This is a genomic window from Rheinheimera baltica (assembly GCF_030731985.1).
Classification (GTDB): Bacteria; Pseudomonadota; Gammaproteobacteria; order Enterobacterales; family Alteromonadaceae; genus Alishewanella; species Alishewanella baltica.
Window position 1 is genome coordinate 371,187 of record NZ_JAPJDY010000003.1, and the last position, 15,972, is coordinate 387,158.

Here is a 15,972-nt window from a genome sequence, read left to right on the forward strand (position 1 = left end):
TTTTATTGCATCAATGATCTTTTTTATATTTCTACTTGCGGGGGTAGGGGAAATTGCGTACAATTCGCGCCCTGTGAATTGAATTAACACGCCCCTTAAAAAGCGTAGGCGTGCTTTGTACGGAGTTAACTATGTACGCGGTTTTCCAAAGTGGTGGCAAACAGCACCGTGTGACGGAAGGTCAAACTCTACGTCTTGAAAAATTAGACTTAGAAACCGGCGCAACAATCGAATTTACACCGTTGATGGTCGCTAATGGCGAAGACATCAGTATCGGTGCACCTTTAGTTGAAGGTGGTAAAGTAGTAGCGGAAGTGGTCACTCATGGCCGTGGCGATAAGCTTAAAATCGTTAAATTCCGTCGTCGTAAGCATTCACGTAAACAGATGGGCCACCGCCAGTGGTTCACTGAAGTGAAAATTACCAGCATCAGCGCGTAACAGGAGTATCGACACATGGCAAGTAAGAAAGGTGTAGGTAGCACTCGTAACGGTCGCGATTCAGAAGCTAAACGCTTAGGTGTTAAGCGCTTTGGTGGCGAGTCAGTTTTAGCTGGTAGCATCATCGTGCGTCAGCGTGGTACTAAATTCCACCCTGGCACTAACGTTGGTATCGGTAAAGACCATACTTTATTCGCTTTAACTGAAGGTAAAGTGAAATTTGAAGTTAAAGGTGAGTACAACCGTAAGTTTGTAAGCATCGTCAGCGAGTAAGCTGAAAAACTTCGAAGAAACCCCGCCTGGTGCGGGGTTTTTTATTAAATAAGGTGTCGTTGACATTTCAAATCGTGATTTTTCAACACCTTTCAGTAACCTAAGTTATACTTATCGCCAGTTAGCTGTTGGCTGGTTTAAACCGTTTAATCAGGACGCACCCCATGAAGTTTGTAGATGAAGCGATAATTCGAGTTGAAGCCGGCGACGGTGGCAATGGTATTATCAGTTTTTTACGGGAAAAATTTGTATCAAAGGGTGGCCCTAACGGCGGCGATGGTGGTGACGGCGGAGACGTTTATTTAGTTGCTGATGAAAACCTGAATACGCTGGTTGATTATCAATTTGAAAAGTTTCATCGCGCAGAGCCTGGTGAAAAAGGTGGCAGTGTGAATTGCACTGGTAAGCGTGGTCAAGATTTGGAACTCCGGGTGCCGGTTGGTAGCCGGGCTGTTGATGTTGATACGGATGAGGTTATTGGCGATTTAACGCGCCATGGCCAGCGTTTGCGCGTGGCTAAAGGCGGTTGGCATGGTTTAGGTAATGCGCGCTTTGCGAGCAGTACAAACCGTGCGCCTCGCAAGAAAACTAACGGTACACCAGGTGAAATCCGTAACCTACGTTTGGAACTGTTATTACTCGCTGATGTTGGATTATTAGGTTTGCCAAATGCGGGGAAGTCTACTCTTATTCGTGCTGTATCAGCGGCTAAACCTAAAGTGGCTGACTACCCATTTACCACACTAGTACCAAATTTGGGTGTGGTTAGGGTTGAATCACATCGCTCTTTTGTTATCGCGGATATTCCAGGTTTAATTGAAGGTGCAGCAGAAGGCGCGGGGCTTGGTATTCAATTTTTGAAGCATCTTGAACGCTGTCGTTTATTGTTACACGTTGTTGATGTTCTGCCTGCTGATGGTTCAGATCCTGCTGAGAACGCTGTCACGATAGTACAAGAGCTTGCTAAGTACAGTACGAAGCTTGCTGGTAAGCCTCGCTGGTTGGTATTTAACAAACTTGATTTGGTTATGGATGATGAATTGCAAGAAGTTATCGAACAGGTAACGTCTGCATTAGACTGGGATGGTCCGGTCTTTAAAATTGCTGCAGCCAGTCGTACCAATACCGACCGTTTGGCGGCTGACGTTTTAAATTATATTGAATTGTTGCCAGCTGACGAACCTGCGGATAAAGTAACAGATCCGGTTAACTTTAAATGGGATGATAGTCCTAACGATGTTCAGCAAGTAGTAGATGACGAAGACGATGATGACGATGATTTCAATGATGATGATTACGACGTAGAAGTCATTTATCAGCGTTAGGATAACTCTTTATGATTATTTCAATGGTTGCCGCGATGGCTGCTAACAGGGTCATTGGCAAAGATAACCAAATGCCTTGGCATTTGCCGGCAGATCTCAAGCATTTTAAGCAAGTGACAATGGGTAAGCCTGTCGTCATGGGGCGAAAAACCTTTGAATCTATCGGTCGTGTTCTACCAGGCCGTCGTAATATTGTTATCAGCCGGCAGCAACCGGAGCAAAACCAAGGCGCAGAATGGGTGACGAGTCTCGAGCAAGCATTTGTTTTGTTACAGGAGCAGGCTGAAATCATGATTATTGGTGGTGCGCAGATTTACCATCAATGTTTACCACTGGCGAAGCGTCTGTATCTGACTAAAATTGATCTTGAGACAGATGGCGATGCTTATTTTCCAGATTATCAGGCTGACCATGCTGCCTCTTGGCAGGTAACAGCAGAATCTGAGCATAAGGCTGATACAACGAATCCTTATCACTGTCGCTTTATAACGTTACAACGACTAGACTAATTGCGTCATGAGTTTGCACAGGCAGATACATGTTGATAAGATGATTTAAGTCATATTTAGTGAGGAGTAGTAAATGAGATTATTGCCAACTTTGTTTTGCGGTGCTGCAGTTACATTATCACTATTAACAGCCCCGGTTGCGGTAGCCGATGATCAATTAGCTGCTTCTATATGTGATTATGTTGCGGCAGATGATAAAAGTCGTTTACGTAAGGTACTGAGTGACTATCGTCTTCGTTTACGTAATATTTATGACGGTGTTGTATGCGATGGTGAAAGTATGATTCGCTATGCGTTCAAAAAAGAAGCGGCGGATGTAGGTGAATTTATCGTAAAACAGTTGCCAGGCTCATCTATATCAGGTTCTGGCGATATTGACTGGGCTGAGTCTAATGGATTTTCTGCCTCGCCGTTATTGGCGGTATTAAAAAGTCGCGCCGGTGATGGCGATTAATAACTACAAAAAAAAACCGCCATTTGGCGGTTTTTTTATAAACTCATAGCCAGTTACACTTTAAATTGCTCTACTGATACGCGTAGCTCTTCTGCCAAGCGTGCAACTTCATGGCTTGACTCTGATGTTTGCTCTGCGCCTGAGGCTGTTTCTTCAGCAATAGATACAATAGATTCAAGTAATTTACTAATCTCATGTGATACTTGATTTTGCTCTTTTGCAGCGTCAGAAATCTGTTCACTCATATCATGCGCCAAGTGCACAGCATGCGTAATAGAATCCAGTGCTTTTGTTGCAACTTCAGTTTTCTCTACACAGTTTTCAGCTTGCTTTTTACCTTTATTCATCGCTTCTACTGCAGCGTGAGCACCACTTTGCAGCACTTGGATCATGGCTTGTATTTCTTGAGTTGACGCCTGTGTTTTACTGGCGAGCGAGCGAACTTCATCAGCAACTACCGCGAAACCGCGACCTTGCTCCCCGGCTCTGGCGGCTTCAATCGCAGCGTTTAGTGCCAACAAGTTAGTTTGCTCGGCGATACCGCGGATAACGTCAAGTATACTGCCGATAGAGGCACTGTCTTTGTGCAGTTTGTTGATCACCACCGATGCTTGTTCAACTTCATGTGAAAGCTGAAGGATAATATTTTTATTCTCAACCGAAATACCTTTAACACGCTCAGCTTCATTGTCAGCGTTTTTAATTTCAGCTACAGCATCGTTAGCACTTTGCAATACACCTTGCGCTGTGCTACTCATTTCTGTAGTGGCAGTAGCGGCTTGAGTTACTTGAGATTTCTGCTCACGGATAGCTTGAGTAGTTTGCACTGTAATTGCTGAGGTTTGTTCAGAAGCTGCCGCTAATTGAGTAGAGCGCGAAATGATACCCTGAATTAGCTGTTGTAAGTTCGCAATAACTTTATTGCAGTTACGGGCCAAATCACCAAACTCATCCTGTGCGCTGTCATCAAGTTTCTGTGTCATGTCACCCGATGCAACAACACCAAGTATCTGATTCACTTTCGCCAACGGAATTGAAATGCTGCGCACTGTCACTGTGGCAATAAAAATGGCCAGTAGGATCGATGCTAATACCACAACAAAAATTAAGGTTATTGCATTAGAAACTTGCGACGTTGAATCATTCTGAATAACTTCTGCTGCGTGACTGGCCTGATTTAACAATCCAGCTAAGCTCTTCATCGCACTGGCAGTTTGCTCCTCAGCAGACGCTAGCAAATTGGTTGCATCATCAGTACTTTGTAACCGTTTCTGCTTTAATGCCGGGATACTGTTGTTACCACCTAGCAAACCATTAATCTCAGCTATTTTTTCTTCTAAATCACTTACCAAGTTAACCTGGCCGGAAGTTTCCGTTTGCATAAGGGCAAACTGATCGTTTAAATCTTTCAACCGGAATGCAATTTCATTGCTAATGGTAGTCGCCGTGGAGCGGGACAAGGTTCGATTCAAATCAACGACATTACTTACAAGGGTGTTAATGCCTGTCTCAATACTCGCGGCTGCCTGAAGTGAATCAGGAAAGCGGCGTTTAACATCACGAATGTCGGTAAAATCCAGCACCAGCGATGCCATATCGTCGGCCTGTGTTTCCAACTCTTCCATTTTCTTATCAATGGCGTCGCGCAACCGCAGGTTATTTTCCAGCTGTTCGAACAATTGAGTCGTCACAGGTGTAAAGTTAGCATAGGACTTTTCGACCGAAGCTGCTGCAGATTTTAATGTAGCCTCCTGCTGCACGGCATTCATTAAACGCTCAGATGCTTGCTTATACAACTGTTGTTCATCATTAAAGCGCTGCCTAAAAGCAGCAATCTCAGACAACGATGTTGCATTAAATGCCTGCAAGCTAAGCTTGCTCATCACAACAAACTCGCTTTGCATTGCTGCACTATTTTCGAGTGCTGGTATAGACACCTTATTAACTTCAGCAGTGGAACTACTGATATTGTTCAAGCTGACATAAGCTGTGCCGCCGATAATCAGCAGGAGTAACGCGATGATGCCAAAGCCACCAATGACCCGCAATGCAACGGTTAACTTCATAATAACTCCCATATTGTGGTGTTGAATAATGGCCTAGTTCAACTGTCTACACTGAACAAGTTTGGATGATGATGTTAAATATACCGCGTCCGCGCTAAACCTGCCACACTATAACGCTGTTGAGTCTCAATGCAGTATGCAGTAAGTGCATTTCCCCAAATACAGCCAGTATCAAGCGCATGTATATTGATAATAGGACTATACCCGTTTAACGCTGCCCAGTGGCCAAAAAATAGTTCAGCTTGCAGTTTATTGCGCCAAAACTCATACCAAGGTACGAGTTGCTCCTGGTTACGTGGGTGTCCTTTCTCTTTAAGTTCTAAAGAACCGTCTTGGCGACAGAATCGAATACGTGTACAACTGTTAATTGTGAAGCGCCATCGCAGTTGCTCCGTAGTTGCATCGTGAAAATGTTCCGGTTTATTACCATACATATTTTGTAATATTGGCAACGGATCCGTCTTGAGTTGTGTTTGAACTTCCTGTGTCATTGTTATAGCTTGCTGGAGCGACCATGCAGGCGCAAGCCCAGCATGCACCATCATAAAACGTTGGTCTGCGCTGACATGCAATAACGGTTGCTGGCGCAGCCAATTAACGATACTTTCTAGCTCTGGGCTTTCGAATACTGGCTGTAGTAAGTCCTGCTTTTTTATCTCGCTCACGCCATAGTAGCAGGCTAAAAGATGTAAATCGTGGTTACCAAGTACTGTAACAGCTGCTTCCCCCAAGCTTTTAACAAACTGTAAGCATTGCAAAGACTGTGGGCCTCTGGCAACCAGATCCCCACAAAACCATAACTTATCATGCTCAGGTTGGTAATTGACATGGCAAAGCAATCGTTGTAACGCGTCAAAACAGCCTTGCAGGTCGCCGATTACATAAGTCGCCATCAGTTGAGAATGTTAGGCATAGCCAGTCTAAATAAAGGAATATCCGTTTTAAAACGCTCATGCTGTGAGGTTGCCATTTCATAATGGCCCTGCATTGTGCCAACGGGGGTCTCAAGAACTGCACCGCTGGTGTAGCGGTAGCTGCTACCAGGAGCCAGGCTTGGTTGTTCACCAACAACACCATCGCCTTCAACTTCGGTTTGTTTACCGTTGGCATCAGAAATTAACCAGTAGCGTCGTAACAGTTGAACCGACTCTTCACTGAGGTTGCGAATAGTAATGGTATAAGCAAAAACATAGCGATCAGACGATGGGTCAGATTGTGCTGCAATATAGAATGTTTCTACTTCAACCGGGACATTAAAATGTGATGTCATACCTCTGATTCCCGTTGATGGAGCCACTGTGCGATGCGAGTAAAGTCATCAACACTCAGTTGCTCCGGACGTGATCCTGGGTTTAACCCGAGCTCGGACAATTGCTCTGCTGTTGCAAAGTTAATAAAACAATTACGAATAGTTTTTCTGCGCTGGTTAAATGCTTCGAGGCAAACCCGATTTAGTACTTCTGCAGGCACTGGCGCACGCTCTGCTATGGCTTTAGGTAATAGTCTTACAACCGCTGAATCTACTTTTGGTGCGGGCTTAAACGCACCAGGCCCTACCTCCACTACCGGCATAGCGTGGCAAAAATACTGTGTCATTACACTTAGGCGCCCAAAAGCTTTGCTGCCGTGGCTGGCAGTCATACGTTGTACGACTTCTTTTTGCAGCATAAAATGCATGTTTTCTATTAAATCAGCATACTGGAAGAGATGAAATAACAAGGGTGTAGAAATGTTGTAAGGCAAATTACCAAACACTTTAATTTTCTGACCTGCTCGTACCAAACTGGTGAAATCAAATTTCATCGCGTCTGCTTGATGTATTGTCAATTTATCCGCCATTTGAGGATGATGGCGTAGTCGTTCAGCTAAATCACGATCCAGCTCTATAACCGTCAGATGCCCTGCAGCTTCTACAACGGGCTCGGTTAATGCGCCTAACCCCGGGCCTATTTCAACTAATACGTCGTTAGGTTTAGGTGCAATAGCTTTTACAATGCGGCCTATCACGTTTGGGTCATGCAGGAAGTTCTGGCCAAAGCGCTTACGGGCCCGGTGGCCCTGATGTACATTATCAGTCATGTTGAGTCATCGTTTTGGTGGCCAATGCTATGGCCTGGTTTACAGCATGAAATAAACTGCCTGCATCTGCTTTACCTGTGCCAGCAAGATCTAACGCGGTGCCATGGTCTACCGATGTTCTGATCAGCGGTAAACCAAGGCTTATATTGACCGAGCGACCAAAACCCATATGCTTTAATACGGGGAGTCCTTGGTCATGATACATGGCCAATACAGCATCGGCGTCGTCCAGATATTTTGGCTGAAACAAGGTGTCTGCCGGCAAAGGGCCTACTAAATCCATACCCTGTGCTCTCAATGTATCCAGTGTTGGGATAATAATATCCAACTCTTCCCGGCCAAGATGTCCATCTTCACCAGCGTGAGGGTTTAAGCCGCAAACATATATTCTGGGTGATGCTATGGCAAATTTTTGTTGTAAGTCAGTATGCAAAATACTAATTACTTTGGTTAGCCGCTCTGTCGTAATCGCTTTAGCGACGTAGGCTAGTGGGATATGGGTTGTCGCTAACGCCACACGCAGGCCCTTTGTCGCCAGCATCATCACTACATAAGGTGTGTTGGACTGCAAAGCAAAAAATTCGGTATGGCCGCTAAATGGAATTCCCGCTTTATTAATAATACCTTTGTGCACAGGCCCCGTAACTATAGCGGCAAACTCACCGTTAATAGACTTTTCACCCGCAAAGCTTAACGTGTCAACGACATACTGACCGTTAGCAGCATTAAGCTCACCTGCTACCACTGGCTCATGCAATACAAAGTCAGCAATCGTCAAGGTTCCTGCCTGTTGCGGTTTAGGGACTGCTGCTGCGTTATATGGCCGTAACTGCAGCGGCAGTTGCAACTGTCGCGCACGCTCAGTAAGTAGTTCGGCATTGGCGCAAACAACAAGCTCTACCGGCCAGTCTTGCTGAGCTAGCTTAATAACCAGATCAGGACCGATACCCGCTGGCTCTCCGGGGGTAACCCCTATACGCAGCGTCATTTAATTCTCCGACATCACTTCGATGTGCGCTTCAGAACGTAATTCACGTAAAAAGTTAGTGCTTTCTTCATTGTAGCGGCGGTTAAATATCATGCGGTACACTTGCTCGCGCTTTTTGTCCGCTGTGGCGTCAACGGTACGCTTATCTAAAACTTGTGCAATGTGCCAACCATGTTCAGTGCGAAATGGTTCACTAATCTCGTCAATTGCGAGTCTATTCAACGTATCGCGGAATGCACCAACAAACACCGTGGGTTCACTCCAGCCTAGCTCACCGCCATTCAATTTTGAACCCGGATCTTCAGAATGTTGCTTGGCAAGCTCGGCAAAGTCGGCATCACCAGCACGAATTTTTTTAACGAATTCTGTAAGCATGGTGCGTGCGCGCTCTTCACTGAGAATAATGGAAGGTTTAATGAGAATATGACGAGATTTAACCTCGTTTATAGCTGCTACGTTTTCGCCACGGATATCAAAAATAGTTAAAATATGAAAGCCTGCTCCAGAGCGCAGAGGTCCTACAATATCACTTTTCTTGCGACCACGGATAGCTTCAGAAAACAGCGTTGGCATTTCATTAATATTCATCCACCCCAATTCCCCACCTTCCAAGGCGTTAGAGCCTGACGATGACGCAATTGCGATACGCTTGAAGTCACTGCCAGAGCGCAGTAGCTCCATGACTTTGTCGGCACGATCTTTGGCTGAGCTAATGTCTTCAGTGGTTGCCTGCGCCGGAATCGCAATGAGTATATGGCCTAAATTATATTGCTCGCTGGTTGCGCCTTGTTCTTCCATCAGCTTGATCATGCTTTCTACTTCTTGCGGGCTGATATAGATACGACGTTGTACGTTAGCGCGCAGCACTTCTCCGGTTATCATTTCATCTCGCAAACGTTCACGAAAACGCGCATAGTTGCCTTCTTCTGCAGTCACTTTTTGGCGAAAAGCATCAAGTGATAGTTTTTCTTCTTGAGCAATGTTACGAATAGTGTCGTCTAATTGAGCATCGCTAATCTGCATACCCATACGTTGGGCCATTTGCAATTGCAAACTGGTCAAGATTAAACGCTCGGTCGCTTGTGTGCGCAATGCGGCATCGGATGGCAGAGTTTGACCTTGCGCTTCAGCATTGCGTTTAACCCGTTCAACAATCTCGTCAATGTCGCTGGTTAAAACAACACTGTTATCCACTACAGCGGCAACGCTGTCAATTTCACGTTCTATAGCAAGGCTATTGAAACTGGCACAGCACAGCAGTGCTGTGGTGAATAATTGTGATAACTTCATAAATTCCTACATCAATTAGTTAGTAAGTATGGTCGACGGTAACTGAATATTCCGTTTGACAGCATATCTGTAACGCCAAATCCTGCGCTGTCGCCAAAGCCTTTGAGAACAAACTGTATCCCTATGCTGGTATCTAGCTGACTGGCTTGGGTAAAATTGTCAATGGGTAGCTCAAGGTCTGTCAGCACCTGTCGTTTTGCAATCAAGCGTAAAGCCCAACAGCATGACTCATATTGCGCGCCAAAACTAACATCTATCATACGATGATTTGTTAAATCACGATAGTAACTGGCAACCAATTGCCAGTTTTGAGCCACTTGCGTGGTTCCAACCATACCCAACTGTTGGATTTCCAAGCCTGAGACTGCGCGGCTGTATCTATGGTTCAATTGAAATAAACTTTTGTCACTTGCACGGTAATCAAGAGATGCGCTGGTTTTCATCACTTCATCGCTGTCTACGTCATACTGCACTGCAGTGCTAAAATACCACTTATGGAACCAGTGCCAAATTAACTCTGCTGCGAGCATTGATTCCGTTGAACTCAAATCATCGATTTCGTCAGATGCAATGGTAGGTTCTTCAAGAAAAAATATCTGGCCAAGGCTGAAGCGAAATAGTTCATTGTCGACATTGTCATAAAATCGGCTGGTCCAACCTACAGTAAGTTGATTCGCCTCATTGATCCGGTCGATCCCTGAATAACGATTAATGCGAAACAGGCCATAATAGTCATCCTGAAGCCTGGTCGTATCATAAAGCCCTATATCGCTTTGGTCTCGATAAGGTATGTACAAGTATTGAATTTGCGGCTCAAAGGTTTGCAGCGCAGGTTCACCAAACCAGTCGTATTCTCGTTCAAAGTTTAAACGGGAATGTAGCCTTAATTTGGGCACAGTGCGACTGACCGAGGTTGCGATATCATTGTCAATATTGGCTGCATTTTGCTGATAGTAAGTATAAAGTAAACTCGCTTCTGCGGTAAATTCAACGGCAGGCGTAACAAACGGAAAGGCAATAGACGGCTCTAGGTGCACGCGGTTTGCATAGTTGATATCAGCTTGTTGATTACGAAAATGTGCATATTGCGCTTGCCAGGAAAAATTTACTCCGGGTAATAGCGCCAATGGCTTTGCCGACGACAGCGCTAGTTCAGGTAAGGCGCTATAAGATTTATTATAATTGCCTAAAATCTCAAAGCCTTGCACGCGTAATTGGGAATTTACCTGCTCTCCGTAATAGCTTAACGCTGCTTCGCGCAGTAATTGAGTGTCGCTTTGGTTAGTGTAGTCTGACCCAAGTTCACTAAGGTAAGCATCATCACTAACATCGGTATAATCAACATAGGCACGAAGTTCTGGGGTAAAGTCGCTTAGGTGGCTTAAATGAGCCAAATAACGTGCGCCAAAGTTGTCTGGTTTTTCATTGTCAGAATGCAGGTATTCCAGTTGCAAGTTACCTTGATCCTCTGCTGACAGGTAACGAAATTCTGATTTTAACTGTGCGCCACGTTTACTCATGTAGCGTGGTGTGAGGGTCATGTCATAGTTGGGCGCCAAGTTAAAATAATAAGGTAGCTCGACATCTAAACCTAACTTTTGCGAACTTCCTACTTTGGGCAGAAGTACACCGCTGCGCCGCTGTTCGTTTACCGGAAACGTGATGTAAGGCAAATATAATACCGGCACATCTTTAATTTTAAACACGGCGTGGCGTGCTTCACCCCAACCTTCTTCCGCTTCGATATTAATCTCGCTGGCATGCAGCGCCCAGCTACTGTCATTGTTTGGGCAGGTGGTAAATAATGCTTCGCTTAATAAAACTTGTTGTTCGCTAGCGGTTAGCTGTTTGGCAAAGCCGCGCCCGGCCTGTGTTAAAAACTGATAACTGGCATCATCTAACCTGGCGTTGTTTTGTTGCAGGTTTGCACTGAATCGGCTGCTGCTAACTTGTAATGTGCTGTTAAAATAATCTAACCCACCATCGGCATTCATCGTGTTGGTTGTGCTGCTAAAGTTGGCACGAGGCGCAAGTAAAAGCGTATCCCGATAAGTAATTTCAACGTTGCCATTAAATTGCGCGCGTTGATTCTCACTAAGAGAAACCATATCCGAGGTGATACTGACCGTTGTATCGTTGGCATCTAATCTTGCTAATGCCGGCGGCGGTTGCGCAGGGATATAGCATATCGCCGCTGGCAAAGTTTCTGCGTGTACCAGTGAGCTGGTAGCAAAAAAACATAATAAAAAACCCACAGCTAACCCATGCTTCATGCAGTTACTCTTGCCTTACTTAATATGTTAAAAACGTAATGATTGCAGCGGACTGGGTATGATAAATCAATTTTAGTATTCCTGCTAATCCGATATAGTGGTAATGGCTTTATTGCATTCTAGTGTTGTCACACGGCCAGACAGCAATTTAATAGGGAAATGGTAACACTGTGTGGGGTAAAATTCTTGGTGCCTTGTTTGGTTTGGCGCTATTAAAGCTGCCTGGTTTGCTACTAGGGGTACTAATAGGCCATTGGTTTGACCGTGCGTTTAAACAGAAATTTGAGCAAAATGGTGGTTTTTATGGATTGTTTAACGACAATGTAGATGAGCAGGGCGTATTTCGCTATACCACTTTTGCCACTATGGGGCACCTGGCTAAAGCGACAGGTGTTGTCACCTCAGCTCATATTCAACAAGCGTCACTATTTATGGCGCAGTTGGGATTAAGCGCTCAACAGCAAAAAGAAGCCCAGGCTGCATTTCGTGATGGTAAAGCTGTAAACTTCCCGTTGCGCCAACAGTTGCAGCAATTTTATCAGCTATACCGTCGGCGCAAGGATGTCTTGCAGTTGTTTTTGGAAATTCAGCTGAGCATTGCTTGCGTGAATGGGAAATCAACATCAGTACAATATAGTTTATTACAACAAGTTGCTGGTTACCTTAATTTTAGTACCCTGCAACTGGATAAAATGTTGCAGGCCTATCAGGCACAAAATCGTTTTTCATCCCGCGCCGACAGCCGACAGGTGCCTCGTGATACGCTGGCTGACGCTTATCAATTACTGGGAGTAACCCCAGATATAAACGATGCTTTATTGAAAAAGTCTTATAGAAAGCTCATGTCGCAACATCATCCTGATAAGTTGATGGCACAAGGCGTGCCTGCCGAAATGTTGGATGTTGCTAAGCGCAGAACTCAGGATATTCAGGCGGCATATGAATTGATAAAGCAGCAGCGCAGTCGACGTTGAGTTATAAACCCACCGAGCTTAGCCAGCCATAGATTTCTTGCAGCACCCATTGCTGCGAAGTGTCGCTATAGCCGGAGCCATTAATCAGGCGCTGCCGGTAAACCGCTTTCATATACTTGTTTGCCAGTTGACGACGCAAAGGTAGTTGGCTGGTAACCCAACTGTTATCTTGCTCATGGCTGATATCCAACGTAGGCACATGATGTGTTGCCAATGCTTTGGCCATGTCCTGGTTGAGTTTTTGGTCTGGTAGAAAGGCTCCTAGCATAATGAAGGCAGCAGGTTCTGTCAGTCGCGCTGTGGCAAAGAGTTGATTAAGTATGGCAGCACTGCTGCCTTGTGCAATAACAATGGTAGCACCGCTGTGTTGTTGTGCTTGCTGTTGTGCAGCACTCATTCGTTCGGCAATGATTTGCTGATAATCTGTTAGCGTGTCTTGCTCTAGTGTCAAAGGTAGCGCTGGAGGCATTAATGCAAGGGTATACCAACCGTAATAAGTCAGTTGTTGGCGCAACATATCTATATGTTTAGGGCTTGCGGCATGCTCGCTGGCATCGGGCAGAAAAATTATCGTGCCTTTGGTGTAGCTTGTCATTCTTTCCCGCTGCAATGATATAAAGATTTGTTGCGATGCAGAAAGTTCCAGAATTTCATCACTAGGTAATTGCCGCAGTAAATCTGCAGTGAAATTTTGCTCTGTAGTGGATGCAGCGTATGCATTGCCAGTCGTAATGTAGATAAACACTGCAATAACCAAGCTGTAAACAATACTATTGGACATAATTGCTGCCTTAAACCCCGATGAAGTGTTATCGGCCGGCGGGTATTTATCTTTAGTTAGTGTTGGCTGCCATGGTGGTTGCAATGACGTATTTGCTAAAGGTAAACAGAACTTGGGACTTGTAGTCGAATTTAATATACCCAGTCTGCTGATCCAGCATGGTGACATTGGCGGCATCTGGCAAAATGAAACAATATTTGGTCGCTTTAAACTCGACCAAGGCCCGCGCCATTTCCTGTAACTGTTCATTCTCAGCCAAGCGGGCAATTTCGCTCTCTGCATTGCACACGTGCGAATTGGCACTTAGCGAAACTAAAGTGGTTTGCTGCGCTGAAACAGCAAGACTAGAAAACAACAATGCGCCATAAAGCAGATGATGATATTTAAGCACGATAAACCCCAACCGTTCTAGCGCTAACTGCATTTCCTCAGCTGAATTGCAGAGCAGCCCGACACAACCGATAAACCGCCATCGTCAGACAGCAGCGACTACATATCTACGTTTATGCTAGCACAGCTACTTTACATCTGGTTAGCCAAAATGTTGGCAATTATTAGCAAAAAACAAAAAGCCGCTGATATACAGCGGCTTTTTTACTAAAACGCGTAATTAGCGTAATACGGGTTCTTTAATTTTCGCTGTTACTTTAGCTTCAATGCGCTGGTTAGCTTTATGAGCAGCACGAGTACTACCCTCAACACGAGGACGTGTAACACCATAACCTACCGCACTGATCCGTGATTCAGCAATGCTGAAGTTTTGCTTCAGCATCTCAGCAACCGCGTTAGCACGACGTTCAGATAAGCGCATGTTGTAAGCGGCATTACCGATATTTGATGCATGACCTTCAATCATTACAGTCGATTCAGGGAAGCGTTGCATAAATGCACCCAAGTTTTCTACATCAGAACGCTGGCTTTCTGTTACAACAGCTGAGTCGAATGGGAAAAGGATTTCGATATCAATATCACCGACAGAAGCCATTTTTTCCTGATAAATAGTACAACCCGTAGCGTCTACTTTGTGGTTGGCTGGCGTGTTTGCACACTTATCCGCGCTATCCATTACGCCGTCTGCATCTGCATCAGTTGGTGCAGCTTTAACTACCGGTGCTACTACTGGCGCAGGCGCAGGCGCTGGTGTAGGCGTTGCGGCAGGTGTACCAAACAGGTATGTCAGGCCTAACTTGAAGCCGGCATCAGCATAGGTTTCATCGATGCCCTGATAACGGTTACCTTCAGCGTACACGGCAAGGTTTTGATTAAAGAAATGCTTGTAACCAATACCAATATTAGCAGCAGTAGTATTTTGCACCGCATCCATACGCATCAAACCGCCCACCAAATAGACTGATGGGTAACGGGTTAAATGAAACATCGCATCAAAACCAATGCGGTTGCCATCAGAGTCTGAGCCGTCTAATTTAGATTGCAAATTCAGTTTGGCAAATTCAGCGCGTAAAGCCCACTGTTCTGTCAGATAATAGCCTACTTCTACGCCATATCCCCAGTCATTATCCATATAGTTCCAAGCAGAAGAAGATGTTTTGTCAACATCTGGCCGGTAGTATTCGGTGAACAATGAGCCGAATACGCGCTCTTTTAATTGAGCGGCGCTAGCAACATCATCGGCTACAACTGCGCCACTAAACAGTGGGAAGGCAGCTGCAACTGCTAAAAACGTTTTATTAAGTTTCATCCATTTCTCCTTAGACTCATACTCGCATTGCAAACACATTATTCAATGTGGCTCCTGCGCTTCATTTTAAATATATAGTAGATTTGAGCATGCTAACAACATATTGCACACATGATACACGAATTACATGAACCTTGCGTTAATATGGGTATGATTTATTTGTGATTAAAATGGGCAGGGTGAAACGCAGACGATGAGCTCTGCGGTACTGGGGTGGCGGAATGTGAGTTTTTCGGCATGCAGTTGCAAGCGTTCCGTTCCAAGATACCCCTCTGAATCGGCATAAAATTTATCGCCCAGGATCGCATGCCCTAACCATTGTAAATGCACACGCAATTGATGAGAACGTCCGGTTACTGGTATCAACATTAAACGACTTGAGGTGGTGTTACGATTTAATACGACATAGTGTGTGAGTGATGCTTTGCCGTATTCATAACATACTTTTTGTTTTGGCCGGTTAGGCCAGTCACATATTAACGGCAAATCAATACTTCCGTAATCTGCTGGCACTATCCCTGATACACAGGCGATATAATGTTTTTGCGTTTCACGTTGCTGAAACTGGCGATTTAACTCTCGCTGGCTATCTGCCGTAAGCGCCATCACAACAACACCAGAGGTGGCCATATCCAGTCGGTGTACTATACGAACACCAGGCCAGACCAGACGGGCGCGAAACTCTAAGCTGTCTTTGTGCTCCGGCGCTTTACCCGGAACAGTTAGTAAGCCGCTAGGCTTATTAAACACCACCAAGGCATCATCCTGATACAGGATATCCAGGTAAGGCGACATTGGCGGTGCATAATGCAGCAACATGG

General features: G+C 45.1%; 17 protein-coding genes. 6 read left to right on the forward strand and 11 right to left on the reverse strand.

Going from position 1 to position 15,972, the window contains the following annotated elements; all coding sequences use genetic code 11:
* Nucleotides 1-131: 131 nt before the first annotated feature.
* The 5 genes from rplU (at nt 132) to ORJ00_RS07130 (ending at nt 3,001) form a co-directional block, all read left to right on the forward strand.
* On the forward strand, nt 132-440 hold the full coding sequence (gene rplU, locus ORJ00_RS07110; protein ID WP_068233856.1) for a 50S ribosomal protein L21: 309 nt from the start codon (nt 132-134) through the stop codon (nt 438-440).
* 15 nt (nt 441-455) lie between these two features.
* Nucleotides 456-713 carry a 50S ribosomal protein L27 gene (rpmA, locus tag ORJ00_RS07115; RefSeq protein ID WP_306139392.1) on the forward strand — a complete coding sequence of 86 codons (258 nt, stop codon included), beginning with the start codon at nt 456-458 and terminating at the stop codon, nt 711-713.
* A 164-nt stretch (nt 714-877) separates the two neighbouring features.
* A complete protein-coding gene (gene cgtA / locus ORJ00_RS07120) occupies nt 878-2,038 on the forward strand; it encodes an Obg family GTPase CgtA (protein ID WP_027669920.1) in 1,161 nt (386 codons plus the stop codon).
* Nucleotides 2,039-2,049: 11 nt separating this feature from the next.
* Entirely contained in the window at nt 2,050-2,547 is a 498-nt protein-coding gene (gene folA / locus ORJ00_RS07125) for a type 3 dihydrofolate reductase (protein WP_027669919.1), read from the forward strand.
* 73 nt (nt 2,548-2,620) lie between these two features.
* The gene (locus ORJ00_RS07130; protein WP_305976114.1) at nt 2,621-3,001 is read left to right on the forward strand and encodes a DUF3718 domain-containing protein; all 381 of its coding nucleotides are present in this window, start codon (nt 2,621-2,623) and stop codon (nt 2,999-3,001) included.
* 53 nt (nt 3,002-3,054) lie between these two features.
* On the opposite strand, the gene ORJ00_RS07135 is transcribed toward ORJ00_RS07130, so the two are convergent.
* From ORJ00_RS07135 to ORJ00_RS07165, 7 genes are all read right to left on the reverse strand, one after another.
* Nucleotides 3,055-5,067: a methyl-accepting chemotaxis protein gene (locus ORJ00_RS07135; RefSeq protein WP_305976597.1), complete on the reverse strand. Its 2,013-nt coding sequence runs from the start codon at nt 5,065-5,067 to the stop codon at nt 3,055-3,057.
* Nucleotides 5,068-5,141: 74 nt separating this feature from the next.
* Complete coding sequence (locus tag ORJ00_RS07140) at nt 5,142-5,960, reverse strand: symmetrical bis(5'-nucleosyl)-tetraphosphatase (RefSeq protein WP_306126225.1); 819 nt, start codon at nt 5,958-5,960, stop codon at nt 5,142-5,144.
* Nucleotides 5,960-6,337: a Co2+/Mg2+ efflux facilitator ApaG/CorD gene (gene apaG, locus ORJ00_RS07145; protein WP_306126226.1), complete on the reverse strand. Its 378-nt coding sequence runs from the start codon at nt 6,335-6,337 to the stop codon at nt 5,960-5,962. Before apaG ends, ORJ00_RS07140 begins: the two co-directional genes overlap by 1 nt.
* Nucleotides 6,334-7,146: a 16S rRNA (adenine(1518)-N(6)/adenine(1519)-N(6))-dimethyltransferase RsmA gene (gene rsmA, locus ORJ00_RS07150; RefSeq protein ID WP_306139393.1), complete on the reverse strand. Its 813-nt coding sequence runs from the start codon at nt 7,144-7,146 to the stop codon at nt 6,334-6,336. Before rsmA ends, apaG begins: the two co-directional genes overlap by 4 nt.
* Nucleotides 7,139-8,134, reverse strand: a complete 996-nt coding sequence (gene pdxA, locus ORJ00_RS07155; RefSeq protein ID WP_027669913.1) for a 4-hydroxythreonine-4-phosphate dehydrogenase PdxA — start codon at nt 8,132-8,134, stop codon at nt 7,139-7,141. Before pdxA ends, rsmA begins: the two co-directional genes overlap by 8 nt.
* The gene (gene surA / locus ORJ00_RS07160; protein ID WP_027669912.1) at nt 8,135-9,424 is read right to left on the reverse strand and encodes a peptidylprolyl isomerase SurA; all 1,290 of its coding nucleotides are present in this window, start codon (nt 9,422-9,424) and stop codon (nt 8,135-8,137) included.
* Between the two features lie 11 nt (nt 9,425-9,435).
* Complete coding sequence (locus ORJ00_RS07165) at nt 9,436-11,697, reverse strand: LPS-assembly protein LptD (protein WP_306139394.1); 2,262 nt, start codon at nt 11,695-11,697, stop codon at nt 9,436-9,438.
* Between the two features lie 170 nt (nt 11,698-11,867).
* Here ORJ00_RS07165 and djlA point away from each other — a divergent pair, with 170 nt between their 5' ends.
* Nucleotides 11,868-12,671: a co-chaperone DjlA gene (djlA, locus tag ORJ00_RS07170; RefSeq protein ID WP_306126228.1), complete on the forward strand. Its 804-nt coding sequence runs from the start codon at nt 11,868-11,870 to the stop codon at nt 12,669-12,671.
* 1 nt (nt 12,672) lies between these two features.
* Here the strand turns inward: djlA and ORJ00_RS07175 are convergent, their stop codons facing one another.
* The 4 genes from ORJ00_RS07175 to ORJ00_RS07190 form a co-directional block, all read right to left on the reverse strand.
* Nucleotides 12,673-13,452: a DUF3530 family protein gene (locus tag ORJ00_RS07175; RefSeq protein WP_305976593.1), complete on the reverse strand. Its 780-nt coding sequence runs from the start codon at nt 13,450-13,452 to the stop codon at nt 12,673-12,675.
* Between the two features lie 52 nt (nt 13,453-13,504).
* Entirely contained in the window at nt 13,505-13,876 is a 372-nt protein-coding gene (locus tag ORJ00_RS07180) for a hypothetical protein (protein WP_306126229.1), read from the reverse strand.
* Between the two features lie 186 nt (nt 13,877-14,062).
* Nucleotides 14,063-15,151: an OmpA family protein gene (locus ORJ00_RS07185; RefSeq protein ID WP_306126230.1), complete on the reverse strand. Its 1,089-nt coding sequence runs from the start codon at nt 15,149-15,151 to the stop codon at nt 14,063-14,065.
* 165 nt (nt 15,152-15,316) lie between these two features.
* On the reverse strand, nt 15,317-15,970 hold the full coding sequence (locus ORJ00_RS07190) for a pseudouridine synthase (RefSeq protein WP_306126231.1): 654 nt from the start codon (nt 15,968-15,970) through the stop codon (nt 15,317-15,319).
* Between the last annotated feature and the right edge of the window lie 2 nt (nt 15,971-15,972).

Excerpts from the sequence above, each read along its gene's own strand:
- rplU (WP_068233856.1), top strand. The coding sequence starts at position 132 with ATGTACGCGGTTTTCCAAAGTGGTGGCAAACAGCACCGTGTGACGGAA.
- rpmA (WP_306139392.1), top strand. The coding sequence starts at position 456 with ATGGCAAGTAAGAAAGGTGTAGGTAGCACTCGTAACGGTCGCGATTCA.
- cgtA (WP_027669920.1), top strand. The coding sequence starts at position 878 with ATGAAGTTTGTAGATGAAGCGATAATTCGAGTTGAAGCCGGCGACGGT.
- folA (WP_027669919.1), top strand. The coding sequence starts at position 2,050 with ATGATTATTTCAATGGTTGCCGCGATGGCTGCTAACAGGGTCATTGGC.
- ORJ00_RS07130 (WP_305976114.1), top strand. The coding sequence starts at position 2,621 with ATGAGATTATTGCCAACTTTGTTTTGCGGTGCTGCAGTTACATTATCA.
- ORJ00_RS07135 (WP_305976597.1), bottom strand. The coding sequence starts at position 5,067 with ATGAAGTTAACCGTTGCATTGCGGGTCATTGGTGGCTTTGGCATCATC.
- ORJ00_RS07140 (WP_306126225.1), bottom strand. The coding sequence starts at position 5,960 with ATGGCGACTTATGTAATCGGCGACCTGCAAGGCTGTTTTGACGCGTTA.
- apaG (WP_306126226.1), bottom strand. The coding sequence starts at position 6,337 with ATGACATCACATTTTAATGTCCCGGTTGAAGTAGAAACATTCTATATT.
- rsmA (WP_306139393.1), bottom strand. The coding sequence starts at position 7,146 with ATGACTGATAATGTACATCAGGGCCACCGGGCCCGTAAGCGCTTTGGC.
- pdxA (WP_027669913.1), bottom strand. The coding sequence starts at position 8,134 with ATGACGCTGCGTATAGGGGTTACCCCCGGAGAGCCAGCGGGTATCGGT.
- surA (WP_027669912.1), bottom strand. The coding sequence starts at position 9,424 with ATGAAGTTATCACAATTATTCACCACAGCACTGCTGTGCTGTGCCAGT.
- ORJ00_RS07165 (WP_306139394.1), bottom strand. The coding sequence starts at position 11,697 with ATGAAGCATGGGTTAGCTGTGGGTTTTTTATTATGTTTTTTTGCTACC.
- ORJ00_RS07175 (WP_305976593.1), bottom strand. The coding sequence starts at position 13,452 with ATGTCCAATAGTATTGTTTACAGCTTGGTTATTGCAGTGTTTATCTAC.
- ORJ00_RS07180 (WP_306126229.1), bottom strand. The coding sequence starts at position 13,876 with ATGCAGTTAGCGCTAGAACGGTTGGGGTTTATCGTGCTTAAATATCAT.
- ORJ00_RS07185 (WP_306126230.1), bottom strand. The coding sequence starts at position 15,151 with ATGAAACTTAATAAAACGTTTTTAGCAGTTGCAGCTGCCTTCCCACTG.
- ORJ00_RS07190 (WP_306126231.1), bottom strand. The coding sequence starts at position 15,970 with ATGTTGCTGCATTATGCACCGCCAATGTCGCCTTACCTGGATATCCTG.